This window comes from Oceanospirillum linum (assembly GCF_001995095.2).
Classification (GTDB): Bacteria; Pseudomonadota; Gammaproteobacteria; order Pseudomonadales; family Halomonadaceae; genus Oceanospirillum; species Oceanospirillum linum.
The window spans coordinates 128,462-143,558 of the sequence record NZ_MTSD02000001.1 but is presented as its reverse complement, the minus strand read 5'-3'; the positions used below and the strand labels follow the sequence as shown (position 1 = coordinate 143,558).

The 15,097-nt window shown below is 48.7% G+C and carries 14 protein-coding genes and 2 tRNA genes; 14 read left to right on the top strand and 2 right to left on the bottom strand.

Going from position 1 to position 15,097, the window contains the following annotated elements; genetic code table 11:
* Positions 1 to 285: 285 nt before the first annotated feature.
* From thrS to BTA35_RS00640, 12 genes are all read left to right on the top strand, one after another.
* On the top strand, positions 286 to 2,181 hold the full coding sequence (thrS, locus tag BTA35_RS00695; RefSeq protein ID WP_077242515.1) for a threonine--tRNA ligase: 1,896 nt from the start codon (positions 286 to 288) through the stop codon (positions 2,179 to 2,181).
* Complete coding sequence (infC, locus tag BTA35_RS00690; protein ID WP_430522259.1) at positions 2,175 to 2,744, top strand: translation initiation factor IF-3; 570 nt, start codon at positions 2,175 to 2,177, stop codon at positions 2,742 to 2,744. Before thrS ends, infC begins: the two co-directional genes overlap by 7 nt.
* A gap of 107 nt (positions 2,745 to 2,851) precedes the next feature.
* Positions 2,852 to 3,046: a 50S ribosomal protein L35 gene (gene rpmI / locus BTA35_RS00685; protein ID WP_077242513.1), complete on the top strand. Its 195-nt coding sequence runs from the start codon at positions 2,852 to 2,854 to the stop codon at positions 3,044 to 3,046.
* A 29-nt stretch (positions 3,047 to 3,075) separates the two neighbouring features.
* Complete coding sequence (rplT, locus tag BTA35_RS00680; RefSeq protein WP_077242512.1) at positions 3,076 to 3,432, top strand: 50S ribosomal protein L20; 357 nt, start codon at positions 3,076 to 3,078, stop codon at positions 3,430 to 3,432.
* Positions 3,433 to 3,554: 122 nt separating this feature from the next.
* Complete coding sequence (gene pheS / locus BTA35_RS00675) at positions 3,555 to 4,538, top strand: phenylalanine--tRNA ligase subunit alpha (protein ID WP_077242511.1); 984 nt, start codon at positions 3,555 to 3,557, stop codon at positions 4,536 to 4,538.
* 106 nt (positions 4,539 to 4,644) lie between these two features.
* Positions 4,645 to 7,020, top strand: coding sequence for a phenylalanine--tRNA ligase subunit beta (pheT, locus tag BTA35_RS00670; RefSeq protein WP_077242510.1), 2,376 nt, complete (start codon positions 4,645 to 4,647; stop codon positions 7,018 to 7,020).
* A gap of 5 nt (positions 7,021 to 7,025) precedes the next feature.
* The gene (gene ihfA, locus BTA35_RS00665) at positions 7,026 to 7,337 is read left to right on the top strand and encodes an integration host factor subunit alpha (RefSeq protein WP_077242509.1); all 312 of its coding nucleotides are present in this window, start codon (positions 7,026 to 7,028) and stop codon (positions 7,335 to 7,337) included.
* Between the two features lie 155 nt (positions 7,338 to 7,492).
* Positions 7,493 to 7,569, top strand: a tRNA-Pro gene (locus BTA35_RS00660).
* A 216-nt stretch (positions 7,570 to 7,785) separates the two neighbouring features.
* Positions 7,786 to 8,697, top strand: a complete 912-nt coding sequence (locus BTA35_RS00655) for a DUF4200 domain-containing protein (protein ID WP_077242508.1) — start codon at positions 7,786 to 7,788, stop codon at positions 8,695 to 8,697.
* 110 nt (positions 8,698 to 8,807) lie between these two features.
* Positions 8,808 to 9,461, top strand: a complete 654-nt coding sequence (locus tag BTA35_RS18180) for a DUF1902 domain-containing protein (protein ID WP_202931143.1) — start codon at positions 8,808 to 8,810, stop codon at positions 9,459 to 9,461.
* Between the two features lie 3 nt (positions 9,462 to 9,464).
* Entirely contained in the window at positions 9,465 to 9,662 is a 198-nt protein-coding gene (locus BTA35_RS00645; protein ID WP_077242507.1) for a type II toxin-antitoxin system HicA family toxin, read from the top strand.
* Positions 9,663 to 9,882: 220 nt separating this feature from the next.
* Positions 9,883 to 10,419 (top strand): hypothetical protein, encoded by a 537-nt coding sequence (locus tag BTA35_RS00640; RefSeq protein ID WP_077242506.1) that lies wholly within the window; start codon positions 9,883 to 9,885, stop codon positions 10,417 to 10,419.
* 17 nt (positions 10,420 to 10,436) lie between these two features.
* Here the strand turns inward: BTA35_RS00640 and BTA35_RS00635 are convergent, their stop codons facing one another.
* Together BTA35_RS00635 and BTA35_RS00630 are read right to left on the bottom strand one after the other, a co-directional pair.
* Entirely contained in the window at positions 10,437 to 11,765 is a 1,329-nt protein-coding gene (locus tag BTA35_RS00635) for a Y-family DNA polymerase (protein ID WP_238377451.1), read from the bottom strand.
* A 9-nt stretch (positions 11,766 to 11,774) separates the two neighbouring features.
* A complete protein-coding gene (locus tag BTA35_RS00630; protein WP_077242505.1) occupies positions 11,775 to 12,206 on the bottom strand; it encodes a LexA family protein in 432 nt (143 codons plus the stop codon).
* 207 nt (positions 12,207 to 12,413) lie between these two features.
* Between BTA35_RS00630 and BTA35_RS00625 the strand changes: the two genes are divergently transcribed.
* Both BTA35_RS00625 and fadB read left to right on the top strand, forming a co-directional pair.
* A tRNA-Asn gene (locus BTA35_RS00625) sits at positions 12,414 to 12,489 on the top strand.
* 420 nt (positions 12,490 to 12,909) lie between these two features.
* A complete protein-coding gene (gene fadB, locus BTA35_RS00620) occupies positions 12,910 to 15,057 on the top strand; it encodes a fatty acid oxidation complex subunit alpha FadB (protein ID WP_077242504.1) in 2,148 nt (715 codons plus the stop codon).
* The last annotated feature ends 40 nt before the right edge of the window (positions 15,058 to 15,097 follow it).

The window sequence follows — 15,097 nt, the reverse complement described above, 5'->3', positions numbered from 1 at the left end:
GATGTGCGTAGTTCGCATAACACCTGTTTTTTAGCTGGCGTTTTGACACCGCTTGCGAAACTGTATTTAAGCCGCTAGGTCGACTTAGTTTAAGCTAATGTTTTGCCGGGTGCGATAGCATCAGGCGTATCCGGGTGTTATTATCCCGTGCTCTGCACATTAATATTGCATACTTTGATTGTTGTGCATGTCTATATAAGGCTGATGTATAGATCTGTCTTGTATTTCCAGTCCATTAAAGCAGGCCTTTCGTAGGGGTCGGCTTCGTTTAATGTAGGATTTTTTATGCCCGTTATTACTCTTCCTGATGGCAGTCAGCGCTCCTTTAATCAGGCGGTTACTGTCTATGATGTTGCCGCGGATATTGGGGCTGGCCTGGCCAAAGCCGCTCTTGCCGGTAAAGTAAATGGTGAGCCGGTTGACACCTCCTTTCTGATCGAAAATGACAGTGATCTGGCTATCATCACCGCCCGTGATGAGGAAGGCCTGGATACGATTCGTCACTCCTGTGCCCACCTTATGGCGATGGCTGTTCAGGATCTGTTTCCCAGTGCGCAGGTGACCATCGGTCCTGTGATCGAAAATGGTTTCTACTACGACTTTGCTTTTGAACGTCCGTTTACGCCAGAAGATCTTGAGAAGATCGAGGCTCGGATGAAAGAGCTGGCGAAGAAAGACTTCAAGGTTGAGCGCTCTGTGCTTTCCCGGGATGAAGCGATTCGCCTGTTTGAAGAGAAGGGTGAGAAATATAAAGTTGAAATCATCAGGGATATCCCGGGTGATCAACCATTGTCTTTCTATCAGCAGGGTGATTTTGTCGACCTGTGCCGTGGCCCGCACGTACCTTCCACTGGCCATATTAAAGCCTTTAAACTGATGAAGGTGGCTGGCGCCTACTGGCGTGGTGACTCCAATAACGAGATGTTGCAGCGTATCTACGGTACTGCCTGGGCAGATAAAAAGGCCCTGAAATCGTACCTGACTCGTCTGGAAGAAGCTGAAAAGCGTGATCACCGTAAGCTGGGCAAACAGTTAAATCTGTTCCATATGCAGGAAGAAGCACCGGGTATGGTATTCTGGCACCCGGAAGGTTGGTCTCTGTATCAGACCATCGAAGATTACATGCGCCGTAAGCTGGATCTGCACGACTACAAAGAGGTGAAAACACCTCAGGTAGTAGAGCGCACTCTGTGGGAAAAATCCGGTCACTGGGATAAGTTCCACGAGCAGATGTTCACAACTCACTCAGAGCACCGTGATTACGCAGTTAAACCGATGAACTGCCCATGTCACATTCAGGTGTTTAATCAGGGCCTGAAGTCTTACCGTGAACTGCCGCTACGTATGGCTGAGTTTGGCTCCTGTCACCGTAATGAATATTCAGGTTCTCTGCATGGCCTGATGCGTGTTCGCGGTTTTACTCAGGATGATGGCCATATCTTCTGTACTGAAGATCAGATTCAGTCAGAAGTGTCTGAGTTTATTGATCTGTTGCATGAAGTGTATGCAGATTTTGGCTTTAAGGATATTGAGTACAAACTGTCCACTCGTCCTGAGCAGCGTGTTGGATCTGACGAAGTTTGGGATAAAACTGAGACTGCACTGTCGGATGCATTGAATGCTAAGGGACTCGACTGGGAACTGTTGCCGGGTGAAGGTGCCTTCTACGGCCCGAAAATTGAATTCTCTCTGCGTGACTGTCTGGATCGTGTCTGGCAATGTGGTACTATTCAGGTTGACTTCTCGATGCCTGGGCGTCTGGGTGCTGAATATGTGGATCATGAAGGTGAGCGTAAAACACCGGTCATGTTGCACCGGGCAACACTGGGCTCTTTCGAGCGTTTTATCGGTATTCTGATTGAACACTATGCTGGTGCACTGCCAACCTGGTTGTCACCAAAACAGCTGGTCATCATGAATATTACGGATAAACAAGCTGAATATTGCCAGAAAATTGAAAAAACTCTGCGAAATAAAGGCTTCCGTGCATCTTCGGACTTGAGAAACGAGAAGATCGGCTTTAAAATCCGTGAGCACACAATTCACAAAGTGCCTTATCTTGCCGTTATCGGCGATAAAGAAGTAGAGTCAGAGACAGTAGCTCTGCGTACCCGTTCTGGCGAAGATCTGGGTAGCATGAGTTTAGAGCAAGTAGAAGCCCTGCTGGGCTCTGGCTGCTAAAAAGAATTATTGGAGATTTAGCTATTAAGCGGAATAACCCAAGAGGTCGCAACGTTGAAGTTGCGCCAATTAATGAGAACATTCGTGCTAAGGAACTGCGCTTAATTGATGCTGATGGTGAACAGGTGGGCGTTGTACCACTTGCTGAAGCGTTGGCAAAAGCAGCAGAGGCCGGTCTGGACTTGGTTCAAATCGCTAAATCTGAGCCGATCGTATGTAAAATTATGGACTACGGTCGTTATCAGTATGAGCTGAAAAAGCAAAAAGCAGCTCAGAAGAAAAACCAGACTCAGACTAAAGTCAAGGAAGTTAAGTTCCGTCCTGGAACGGAAGATGGGGATTATCAGGTAAAACTGCGCAACCTGATACGTTTCCTGGAAGATGGTGACAGAGCGAAGATCACACTGCGTTTCCGCGGTCGTGAGATGGCTCACCAAGAACTGGGTATGAAATTGATGAAACGCATCGAAGAAGACCTGGGGGATATGATTGTCGTTGAGTCTCGTCCGAGACTGGAAGGCCGTCAAATGGTGATGCTGCTGTCGCCGAAGAAGAAAAAGTAATCCTGGTTCGATATTTAAACCGCTTCGCTTGATAGCTTTGCTATCAGGCTTGGCGGCTTAGTGTTGTTTATCAGATAAAAAAACTTGAATGCGGAGTATTGTTTACAATGCCTAAAATCAAATCAAACAGCGGCGCTGCAAAGCGTTTTCGCAAGACTGGTAACGGAATCAAGCACAAGCAGTCTTTCCGTAGCCACATCCTGACCAAAAAATCGACTAAGCGTAAGCGTCAGCTTCGCCCAATGAAGCAGCTGCATGCTGCGGATCAGGCGTTAGTAAAACGCATGCTGCCAAATCTGTAATTTTTGAATTCTAAAGTCAGGAGAGTGTTATGCCTCGCGTAAAACGTGGTGTAGTGGCGCGTCGTCGTCATAAGAAAGTTCTTAAGCAAGCTAAAGGTTACTACGGTGCTCGTAGCCGTGTATTCCGCGTAGCTAAGCAAGCGGTTATCAAAGCAGGTCAGTATGCTTACCGTGACCGTCGTCAGCGTAAACGTCAGTTCCGCGCTCTGTGGATCGCACGTATCAATGCTGGTGCGCGTATCAATGGTTTATCTTACAGCCGTTTCATCGCTGGCCTGAAAAAAGCCAATGTTGAGATCGACCGTAAAGTGCTGGCTGATCTGGCTGTTCACGAGAAAGCGGTATTCGCTGCCATCGTTGAGAAAGCGAAAGCAGCGCTAGCTTAAGATCGTTTCCCGAATGTGCTAAGGCGCAGGAGGGTTAATGATGATGACTGTGCTTATGCATGAGTCTTAAATAGGGGAAGGCGCTAACGTCTTCCCCTATTTTTATTTGGAGCCCACAGACGATGGAAAATCTTGCAACCCTAGTAGATCAGGCCCGTTCTGCCATCGCTGAAGCGAGTGATGCACAGGCACTGGATCAGATCCGAGTTCAATATTTAGGTAAAAAAGGTGAAGTGACCCAGCTGCTGAAAGGTCTGGGTAAGCTTTCACCGGAAGAGCGTCCTAAAGCCGGTGATGAGATCAACAAAGCAAAAGATGCTTTGCTGCAGGACCTGAACGCCCGTAAAGCAGATATTGAAACAGCACAGCTGCAAGCTAAATTGGCGGCAGAAACCCTGGATGTTACCTTGCCCGGTCGTGGTCAGTCAGTTGGTGGTCTGCACCCTGTGACTAAAACCATCCAGCGTATTGAAGACTTCTTTGGTTCTATCGGTTTCAGTGTGGCCGAAGGCCCTGAGATTGAAGACGATTATCATAACTTTGAAGCTCTGAACATTCCGGCGCATCACCCTGCGCGTGCGATGCACGATACCTTCTATTTCAATGCGAACACTGTTCTGCGTACCCACACCTCTCCGGTTCAGGTGCGCACTATGGAAACGGATAAGCCACCGATTCGCATTATCTGTCCTGGCCGTGTTTATCGTTGTGATTCGGATCAGACGCACTCCCCGATGTTTCATCAGGTTGAGGGCCTTCTGGTCGATAAAGATATTAGTTTTGCTGATCTGAAAGGCATTCTGGAGCAGTTTCTGAAAGCCTTCTTTGAAGATGATGTGAAAGTGCGTTTCCGTCCTTCTTATTTCCCATTCACTGAGCCATCCATCGAAGTGGATATCGACCGGGGCGACGGTAAATGGCTGGAGGTTCTGGGTTGCGGTATGGTGCACCCGAAAGTGTTTGAGTACTCAGGTATTGATCCGGAAGAGTACACAGGTTTTGCCTTCGGTATGGGTGTTGAGCGTCTGGCCATGCTGCGTTATGGCGTAAATGATCTGCGTCTGTTCTTTGATAACGACCTGCGTTTCCTGAGTCAGCTGCGTTAAGACGCCGCTGCCCTAACAGGGCGGGCTTTAAAAAGAACGGTTCGCTGTCTGACAGCTGATCTCAGCTGTGGCAGTAGTTGCAAGAAACAAGATTCAGGAAAGAACAATGAAATTCAGTGAACAGTGGCTCCGTGAATGGGTGAACCCTTCCATCACAACGGATGAGCTGGAAAGTCTGCTTTCCCTGTCCGGTCTGGAAGTTGATGGCGTTGAAAAAGCCGCCAAAGATTTCTCTGGTGTTGTTGTTGGCGAGATTATCAGCGCCGAACAACACCCTAATGCTGACAAACTTCAAGTTTGTTCAGTATCTGATGGCACCGAAACTTTTCAGGTTGTGTGTGGTGCGGCGAATGCCCGCGCTGGCCTGAAAACAGGTTTTGCTAAAGTGGGCGCGGTTCTGCCGGGCGACTTTAAAATCAAAAAAGCCAAGCTGCGTCAGGTTGAATCCTTTGGCATGCTGTGTGCGGAAGATGAGCTGGGTATTTCCGATGACCATGGTGGCATCATGGAACTGGCGGCTGATGCACCTGTGGGTACTGATCTGCGCGAATACCTCAACCTGGATGACACCATCATCGAAGTGGATTTGACGCCCAACCGCAGTGACTGCCTGAGCCTTGCAGGTCTGGCCCGTGAAGTGGGTGTGCTGACTCAGACTCCGGTTAACGTTCCGGAAGTTGCTGCAGTACCTGCAACCGCTTCAGAAACCTTCCCGGTTGAGTTAATCAACAGCGATGCCTGTCCGCGCTATCTGGGACGTGTCATCAAGGGCATTAACCCGACGGCTACGACGCCACTGTGGATGGTCGAGAAACTGCGCCGCAGCGGTGTGCGTGCTATTGATCCTGTGGTTGATGTTACCAACTTCGTACTGATGGAGTTGGGCCAGCCGATGCATGCTTTTGATCTGGCGAAACTGTCCGGTGGCATCAAAGTTCGTCTGGCTGAGCAGGATGAAGCCCTGCAACTGCTGGATGGATCAGAGGTAAAGCTTAATGCAGACACATTAGTCATTGCCGACCATGATAAAGCCGTTGCAATGGCCGGTATCATGGGTGGCGAGCAGACTAAAGTCACCGATAGCACTTCAGATATTTTCCTGGAGTGCGCATTCTTCGAGCCCATTTCTATTGCGGGTCGTGCCCGCTCTTATGGTCTGCATACTGACTCCTCCCATCGTTATGAGCGTGGTGTCGATTTTACCTTGCAGGCTCGTGCGATGGAGCGTGCAACTCAGTTGCTGCTTGAGATCGTTGGTGGTGAAGCAGGTCCTGTGGTTGAAGCGGTTGAAGAGAGCAAGCTGCCGGTTCGTAACGATGTGGTATTGCGGGCTGGTCGTCTGAATCAGATGCTGGCTATGGATATGCCTGCTGAGAAAGTTGAAGATATTCTGACTCGTCTGGGGCTTCAGCTGACCAAAGAAGGTAACGATTGGCGTGCAGCTGTACCGAGCTATCGCTTTGACATCAGTATCGAAGCTGACCTGATCGAAGAAGTGGCTCGGGTATATGGCTATGACAATCTGCCGGTTAAGAGCCCGACCATGGCTCTGGGTATCGAAGCTCAGCCAGAAGCGATTAAACCGATCCGTATGATTCGTCAGTCGCTGGCAGCCCGTGGTTATCAGGAGGCGATCGCCTTCAGTTTTATTGAGCCTGGCTTGTCCAAACTCTTTGATCCGGAAAACACACCGATTGCGCTGGCAAACCCGATCTCTGCAGACCTGTCGGTAATGCGTACGACGTTGATTGCCGGGCTGGCAAAAGCGGTGCAGTATAATCAGAATCGCCAGCAGGGCCGCATCCGCTTGTTTGAAACAGGACAGTGTTTTATTCAGCAGGGTGAGGCGATGGTTCAGGACCCTATGGTTGCTGTTATTGCCACTGGTAGCCGTGAGCCGGAAGGTTGGACCGGTGACTCTAAACCGATGGACTTTTTTGACCTGAAAGGTGATCTGGAAGCGCTGCTGGATGATAGCGGTATTCTGGCTGAAGTTCGTTTTGAGCCGGCACAGCATCCCGCGCTGCATCCGGGGCAGACCGCTCAGATTTTGCGCGAAGACCAAGTGATTGGTGTCATTGGTGCGCTGCACCCTTCTGTGCAGAAGGAGTTAGGCCTGAAAGGCAGTGTTTACGTGTTCGAAATTAAGCAGTCGGCACTTCAGACCGGTAATGTCGCTAAGTTTGACTCACTGTCTAAATATCCTGAGGTGCGCCGGGATCTGGCGTTCATTCTTGATGAAAATACGCCGGTTGCACATCTAATGGCTGCCATGCGTGAGAAGGCTGGCGAATGGCTGAAAGAGCTGCGTTTATTCGATGTTTATCAGGGCAAAGGTGTTGAAGAACAACGAAAAAGTGTTGCTTTGGGCTTGACGTGGCAGCATGCTTCGCGCACTCTAAATGACGAGGAAATTAATAGCCTTGTTGATCAGATTGTATCTGTTGTACAGGAGCAGTTTGGTGCAAGCCTGAGGAGCTGATAGAGATGTCTGCGTTAACTAAAGCGGAAATGGCAGAAAAGCTATATCTTGAACTGGGTCTTACCAAGCGTGAAGCAAAGGACATGGTTGAGTTGTTCTTTGAAGAGATTCGTGAATGCCTGAAAGATAATGAGCAGGTTAAGCTTTCTGGCTTTGGTAACTTTGATCTTAGAGATAAGCGTGAACGTCCGGGTCGAAATCCTAAGACGGGGGAAGAGATTCCTATCTCAGCCCGTCGCGTTGTAACGTTTCGCCCAGGGCAGAAACTGAAGTCCCGTGTCGAAAGCTTTGATGATCCTGAATATCAGAGCCAGTAGCTGCTGTTAACGCCAGATAACCAGCCCCACGACCCAAATCAATTTTATTGATTTGGGTTTTTTGTGTTTGCCGGTTTTAAAAAGCTAACTACTTGATTGTATAGTAAAATTTATTTGGCAAAACGGTGCCTCCTTTGTATAATAGCCCTCAGGTTCGGGACGTAGCGCAGCCTGGTAGCGCACTACAATGGGGTTGTAGGGGTCGGAGGTTCGAATCCTCTCGTCCCGACCAATAAATACCTAAAAAAACAGCATCTTATACAAGGTGCTGTTTTTTTGTCTGTAGCTTGCCAATATAAATCTCCTATTTAAGGCTGTTCAGCAGGCTTGCCAATCCTTCTCCTACTGGGTCTAATATCGCATTAGAAACTCAAGATTTATCGAATGCGATCAGGGATGATCCGGCCAAGCTGCTCTCTCTTTCGCGTTAGTTGAAAAGGATTTCCCAGTGAAAGAGCTGACCAACTCGCTCAAAGCGGTACTTTATAGCCGCGTCTCAAGCCCTATCTACAGCACCTTTATCCTCGCGTGGTGTGTTTATAACTGGAAGGCTGTTCTCACCCTGCTTTTTTCAGAAGACAAAGTCGCGGACAGAATTACTGCCGTCGAATCAATGCTGTCATCGAATGGGAGTTTCGATTGGTGTACGTTAATTGTACCTGTTTTAACTACTATAATTTTTCTGGCAGCGAAACCAGCTGCCGAATCGGCGTTGTTTGTGCTTTCTGCACGACTGAAGGCTTGGGCTGAAGATCGAAGAGATAACTATAATAAACATCGGCGCCTGACTCTTGAGCAAAGTCAGGCATATGCTGATGAAATGAACCGATCCATAGAAAGGTTCAATGATTTTTTCGCTGCTCAAAACGCTGCAAAAGCGGAATCTGATCGCCAGGCAGACGAACTGAATGAAAAAATAAGAAAGGTGCAACAATCATTAAGCTCAACAGAAAAAGAGCGGAACCAAGCTGTTGAGGAGCTTCAGTCTTACAAGGTGAAAAGTGCAAAACAAGAGGGCGTGTTAAATGCTGTTTGTGGCTTACAAACCTCGATTTTGACCGGGGAGATATCTGTGTTTAAGGAGCGGTATCAGTATTTAATGGATAACGCTACGAGTGATACGGATAGAGAACTTGCCTTTTATATGGCGGTGATAGCGCTTGCAACGCCAGATGCAACAAACAATCAGCTGGTAAAGTTTTATTTCGACTTTGTTGCCGATATTCCTGAAAAACATTGGGATAGGGTGGCCATCATTTTTGCTTATCGTATTGTGAGAGATAACCCCACTTATTCCTCACTTGATCGTTATGGCTCATGGGTTCAGGAAATTGAGCGTATTTATCATGCGAAGTATTAATTTTTTTGGAAACTGTCCACCATCCTTCGTACGTCGGTAGCTTTCCTTGTAGCCGCTTGATATTGCTGAAGCCATTTACCAGTCGCTAAGAGATCAGCTAAACTTACCCCATGAAAACTGTCTACGTTGCTCAATTTGGTCAACTGAATATCCGCTTTGCGTTACGTGAAGGGGATGTTTTCGTCTCAAAATCAGACCTTTTTGCAGCCATTACGGATTGCTTTACTGAAAAAGCTCGCCTTTTGGGGCATGACTTTATCGAAACAGGGCTGAGTTTTTTTGCCGATACGGCAGATAAAAACAGTGTGCTGCTTGGGGATAGCGAGATAGGCCCAGCCATTCAGTTTCATGCCGCAGGCAATCTACTGCACTCTTTGAGTGATCTCATAGATGTTGATGACCGGGAGCTGCGAGAGTCCAGCTTCCGGGTGAGTAGTCTTTTGCGCTGGTATTGCAGAATTATGCCGCAAGTCGATCAGTATTTTGGTCGGAGGGTTGAAGATATGTTAGCGTCTGTTAAAAACCGGCTGGATCGTCATAACCCAGCTATCCCTGTAGAGATCAGCTTTGGCGACGGTATGTACACCGCTGAGTGTGATGCGCTGAGCCTGGTCACCGAGGCGAAAACCTTTGAAGAGCTGACCGAGCTGGTCTGGGAGCTTGTGCCGGATATGATCGAGGTTAACGAGTTAGAGATAGACCCTGATTCCGTTCGGCTCCGGTTTGAAATGGCTCAGTCTGCAGGGCAGCTTAAGGCAAACTAATCAATGGGATCATCGCTTTATCCGGATTTGGTCAAAATACTAAAAGCACACGGATGTTATTTTGTTCGCCAGGCAAAAGGCAGCCATGAAATTTGGTGCAGCCCGCTGAATAATCGTAAGTTCCCTGTCGCATTTACTATCGTTTCCCGCAATACTGCCAATGCCATTCTGAAGCAAGCCGCCATCGACGAACGTATTTGATTTATTGTCTGCTCCGTTATGCAGATCTGCACAACGGGTATACGAATCTGTATATTGATGGTTTTTTATGTCATCAGTGTTCTGTTGGTTGGCCATAATGGAGAACAAGAAGAGACAATGAAAACAGAGAGCATACTGGCGTTGCTCTTTTGATTGCCTGTAAAAAAATTGCTGAGTATATTCAAACATCATCCAAAAATTATTATTCGGCTTTCTCCTAATGACATCAGATCCACGTCATACCCAAACCGGTTCTCCGGTCAGTCACTCAGACCTCGAAAAGCGTTTGCTGGAGCGGGATGCAGCACGTCTTTTTATGCGTCGCTATGAGCAGGACTTTAATGAGCCTATGCGTCATATCTGGCATAACGAACCTGCTAAGCCGGATATCTCCTGTTATTTTCAGGGTAAGCCGCTGGACCTGGAAATCGCCCATCTTTACGCTACATCAGAAGAGGCTAAGCATGTGCGAGACAGGGATAATACCGATCTTCTCTGGCATTACCTGGCCGAGCTGGCCTCGGTCAACCCCTGTGATCGTTTAGAAACGGCGTTGCTAAGCCTTCTGCACAGTAAGGCACAAAAGCACTATGACTCTGATCGGGTTTGGCTGGTCATTCGCAATGTGAGCCCTCTCTGGACGCGCTCAGAGTTGCTGAATGTGGCGATGAGTTTTGATGAAACGAATTATCCTTTTGAGCAGATTTGGTTGTTGCCCGACTTTGACGGTGAGTTACCCTTGATTCAAATTGCTTAGCTGAGGGGCTGGTCTTTTCAGCAGGCTTTTGCCTTGGGGATTTCACTCCAGCAGGTGGTATAGCGAGGTGAGCGGTGGGCCATCTTCATCTGCCAGCGTGCATCTTCCACTGGTAGGCCGAAGGCCACAGTATGACGTCCCATCTTATGGTTTAACTGATCCAATGTTTGCATCAGTTTTTGTGTTTTCCCGCCCTTCTCTTTAAGAGCAGATTGCTCGCTTTCCAGTAGACCCAGTTGCATCGGGCGCCACGGAATCAGATCCAGTAGCATGATGCCTGCTTTATGGTAGCGCACGCCTGGTTGATAGATTGCTTCCAGCTGCGTTTGAGCCGTGTGCAGAATCTGTTGGGTATCATCGGTAGCCTGGGGTAGTGCGATGGCTGAGGCGTCGTAGGCGCGCCCCTTAAAACGTTCTGAGCGGGAGCGTACGGTTACCAGCACCGCCTGAGTCAGGCTATTCTGCCCGCGCAATTTTTCGCAGGCATTTTGGCAATGAAACCGAATAGCCGCTTTCAGGTCATTCAGACTGTTGGTCGATGTGCTGAATGAGCGTGAGCACATAATACTTTGTTTGGGTTCCGGTGCTTCATCCAGGTGGATACAGGGTGTACCCTGAAGCTCCATCTGGGTTCTGGCCACCAGAACGCTGAAGTTTTTCTTCAGTTGTTGGGGGTTTGCCTCACGAAGATCCATTGCAGTCTCTATGCCTCTAAGGCGCAGCTTTTGTCCCAGACGCTTGCCTATTCCCCAGATCTCTTCCACGGGAAGCTTTTTCAGCCATTGAAGTAGCTCGACATCATCGGCTTCCTGAAAGACGCAAACGCTATTTCTGCCGGGCTGTTTTTTAGCAAGATGGTTGGCGATCTTCGCCAATGTTTTGCTGGGGGCCGCACCTACAGAAACCGGAATGCCGGTATAACGGGGAACCGTTGCGGCCAGTTGCTGACAAAAAGCGATGCTTTGCTCTTCCATGCCGCTGAGGTCAACAAAAGCCTCGTCGATGGAGTAGCGCTCAACGCTGGGGCTTAGTTCCGTCAGTACCTGCATCACACGGGCTGACATATCCCCGTATAGCGCATAGTTCGATGAGCGAAGAGTGATGCCCAGTCGCTTAACGAGAGGATAAACCTGAAAGGCGGGAGCTCCCATCTCGATATTCAGGGCTTTCAGCTCATTGGAGCGGGCGATAATACAGCCATCGTTATTGGAAAGAACCCCAATTGGTTTGCCATAAAGTGCAGGCTCAAAGATACGCTCGCAGCTGGCATAAAAGTTATTACAGTCCACCAGTGCGATCAGGGGTTTGGCTGGGTGTGGGACTTGCCCGGTTTTTTCAGGGTTCATAACCGAGTATCAGGCGCATTGATGAATAATGTGAGATACCACGCCCCATATAAAGCAGTCGTTGGACTCATTCAATGGAATAGCCTGGTATTTCGGGTTTTCCGGCTGAAGCCAGTAGCAACCCTGATGCAGTGCCAGGCGTTTTACCGTGAGCTCGCCATTGACGGCGGCGATCACTATTTTCCCCGGAGCGGGCTGGATGGCGCGATCCACAATCAACAGATCACCATTCTGCATACCTGCATTGATCATAGAGTCGCCTTCAACCTTCATCAGAAACGTAGCGGAAGGATGACGGATCAGCTTGTCATTCAGGTCGAGATGGCGTTCAACGTAGTCATCTGCAGGGGAAGGAAAACCTGCTGATACGCGACTGTTTGCTACGGGAATTTGACAGTTTGAGCCCGCAATGCCCACAGGCTGGATCGAATGCAGAGACATGGTTGACCTCGGTTTTGGTGATGGTGATAAGAAAGCTCTTTGTATTGGTTAAATATACAGTATTGTTTGTATATACAGCAATATGTGAAAGATGATCAGAAACCGCCTAATGACAAGGATGCTGGAAGGAATTAAAATTTTTTTAAATAAATGCTTGTAATTCATGAGGATAGGGATATAATGCCTCCCATCTCTTGAACAGAGAGATCCCTGATAGCTCAGTTGGTAGAGCAGTAGACTGTTAATCTATTGGTCGCAGGTTCGAGTCCTGCTCGGGGAGCCAAATTCGAAAAACCCGCTTTCTACGGAAAGCGGGTTTTTTTATGCCTGTCGTTTCTGTTTCCCGTTCCGCCCTCTTCTTTCCGCTTTTTGTTGGTCATGTCTCACGCCTTTTTATTGGTTTTAAACGCAAACAGGGATAATTCTGTGCTCTGTGTCCTGCATTGATGACTCCAAGGTCGCGCTAAAAGTGATTTTTTAACCTATAAAGGGTTTGACAGTTTTCCATTTTTGACGCATTGTAATTCCATATTCAAACGGTTGTATGAAATATTTGTATGAAACATGATTTGAAAAAACTCTGTTTCAGTAATCCGAACCTCATACAGCAGAACAACTGGCTTCAGCTGACGCGCAATCACAACAATAAGGATTAAGTCGTCAGCTGAGGAAAAGAACCAAGACCCAATGGGGAGAGCAGTGGATGATTTACGCAGGTAAAGCCATCACGGTAAAAGAGATTGAAGGCGGTATTGCTGAGCTGACCTTTGATCTGCAGGGTGAATCCGTCAACAAATTCAACAAGGTGACGATTCAGGAACTGGATGATGCGACTCAGGCTCTGGTTAAGGCTGAGGGCATTAAAGGTCTGGTGATTCGCAGTGCCAAAGACGTCTTTATCGTGGGTGCTGATATCACTGAATTCCACGATGCTTTCGGTCAGTCTGAAGAAGAGCTGATTGAGATGAATATGGCGGTACATCAGATCTTTAACCGCGTTGAAGATCTGCCGTACCCAACCGTTACTGCAATCAACGGCATTGCACTGGGCGGTGGTTTTGAGATCTGTCTGACCACGGATTACCGTGTCGGCTCAACGGCTGCTCGCGTAGGTTTGCCGGAAGTTAAGCTGGGTATCATCCCGGGGTGGGGTGGTACGGTTCGTTTGCCACGTATTATCGGTAACGACAACGCCATCGAATGGATCTGCGCCACTAAAGAGAAAAAAGCGGAAGCAGCCCTGAAAGAAGGCGCGCTGGATGCAGTTGTTGCACCAGAGAAGCTGGACGCAGCGGCGATTGATCTGATCAAAGAAGCGAGTGCCGGTAAGCTGAACTGGCAGGCGAAGCGTCAGGAAAAACTGGAGCCGCTGAAGCTGAATATGATCGAATCCATGATGTCTTTCGAAACGGCGAAAGGCTTTGTTGCCGGTCAGGCGGGGCCTCACTACCCTGCACCGATTGAAGCGATCAAGAGCATGCAGAAAGGTGCTTCTGAAGGTCGTGAGAAAGCACAAAAAGCAGAAGCGAAAAGTTTTGCCCGCATGGCGCGTACGCCAGTGGCTAACAGCCTGGTGGGGCTGTTCCTGAATGATCAGCTGCTGAAGAAGAAGTCTGGCGCGTATGAAAAAGATGCTCAGCCTGTAAATAAGGCTGCGGTATTGGGTGCCGGTATTATGGGCGGTGGTATCGCTTATCAGTCTGCGTACAAGGGTACGCCGATTATGATGAAGGATATCAATGAGCCAGCACTGCAGTTGGGTCTTGATGAAGCTAAAAAGCTGTTGGCTAAGCGTGTTGAGCGTAAGCGTATGACGCCGGCACAGATGGCGGATGCCCTGAATGCGATTCGCCCGACTCTGAGCTATGGCGACTTCGGTGATGTAGATCTGGTGGTAGAAGCTGTTGTTGAGAACCCTAAAGTTAAAGGTGCGGTTCTGGCCGAGCTGGAAGGTCAGGTGTCTGAAGATACCATCCTGACGTCTAATACTTCTACGATCTCGATTACCTCTCTGGCAGAGAATCTGAAGCGCCCGGAAAATTTCTGCGGTATGCACTTCTTTAACCCGGTACATAAGATGCCGCTGGTTGAGGTGATTCGCGGTGAGAAAACCAGTGAGAAAGCGATTGCAGCTACCGTTGCTTACGCTAAGAAAATGGGCAAGACCCCTGTTGTGGTGAACGACTGCCCGGGCTTCCTGGTAAACCGTATTCTGTTCCCTTACTTCGGTGGCTTTATGAGCCTGATCGAACACGGTGCTGACTTCCAGCGCGTTGATAAGGTTATGGAGAAGTTTGGCTGGCCTATGGGGCCTGCATACCTGCTGGATGTTGTGGGTATGGATACCGCTGAGCATGCTAACAATGTAATGGCAGCGGGCTTCCCGGATCGTATGGCCCGTGAAGGAACAACCGCTCTGAACGTGATGTACAAAGCTGAGCGCCTGGGTCAGAAAAATAAGCTGGGCTTCTACGCTTACGAAGAAGATCGTAAAGGTCGTGCGAAGAAAGTGGTGGATGAGACCGCTTACGAACTGCTGAAACCTCTGGTTCAGGATAACCGTGAACTGACTGACGAAGCGATCATTGAGCGCATGATGATTCCTCTGTGTATTGAGACAGTTCGTTGTCTGGAAGATGGCATTGTAGAAACAGCGTCTGAAGCAGATATGGGTCTGATCTTCGGTATTGGTTTCCCTCCATTCCGTGGTGGTGCGCTGCGCTATATCGACAGCATCGGCCTTGAAGCCTTCTGTGCGATGGCTGACAAGTACGCCGAAGAGCTGGGTCCTCTGTACCAGCCGACTGAGAAGATGCGTGCGATGGCGGCTGAAGGTAAGACTTACTTTTAAGCTTTGCCTGAATCAGTGTAACTGAACCGCGATGTCCGGC

Coding starts and splice junctions, on each gene's coding strand:
- BTA35_RS18180 (WP_202931143.1), top strand. CDS start 8,808: ATGAAAACTGTCTACGTTGCTCAATTTGGTCAACTGAATATCCGCTTT.
- BTA35_RS00640 (WP_077242506.1), top strand. CDS start 9,883: ATGACATCAGATCCACGTCATACCCAAACCGGTTCTCCGGTCAGTCAC.
- pheT (WP_077242510.1), top strand. CDS start 4,645: ATGAAATTCAGTGAACAGTGGCTCCGTGAATGGGTGAACCCTTCCATC.
- fadB (WP_077242504.1), top strand. CDS start 12,910: ATGATTTACGCAGGTAAAGCCATCACGGTAAAAGAGATTGAAGGCGGT.
- thrS (WP_077242515.1), top strand. CDS start 286: ATGCCCGTTATTACTCTTCCTGATGGCAGTCAGCGCTCCTTTAATCAG.
- rpmI (WP_077242513.1), top strand. CDS start 2,852: ATGCCTAAAATCAAATCAAACAGCGGCGCTGCAAAGCGTTTTCGCAAG.
- BTA35_RS00645 (WP_077242507.1), top strand. CDS start 9,465: ATGGGATCATCGCTTTATCCGGATTTGGTCAAAATACTAAAAGCACAC.
- ihfA (WP_077242509.1), top strand. CDS start 7,026: ATGTCTGCGTTAACTAAAGCGGAAATGGCAGAAAAGCTATATCTTGAA.
- BTA35_RS00635 (WP_238377451.1), bottom strand. CDS start 11,765: ATGAACCCTGAAAAAACCGGGCAAGTCCCACACCCAGCCAAACCCCTG.
- BTA35_RS00630 (WP_077242505.1), bottom strand. CDS start 12,206: ATGTCTCTGCATTCGATCCAGCCTGTGGGCATTGCGGGCTCAAACTGT.
- rplT (WP_077242512.1), top strand. CDS start 3,076: ATGCCTCGCGTAAAACGTGGTGTAGTGGCGCGTCGTCGTCATAAGAAA.
- pheS (WP_077242511.1), top strand. CDS start 3,555: ATGGAAAATCTTGCAACCCTAGTAGATCAGGCCCGTTCTGCCATCGCT.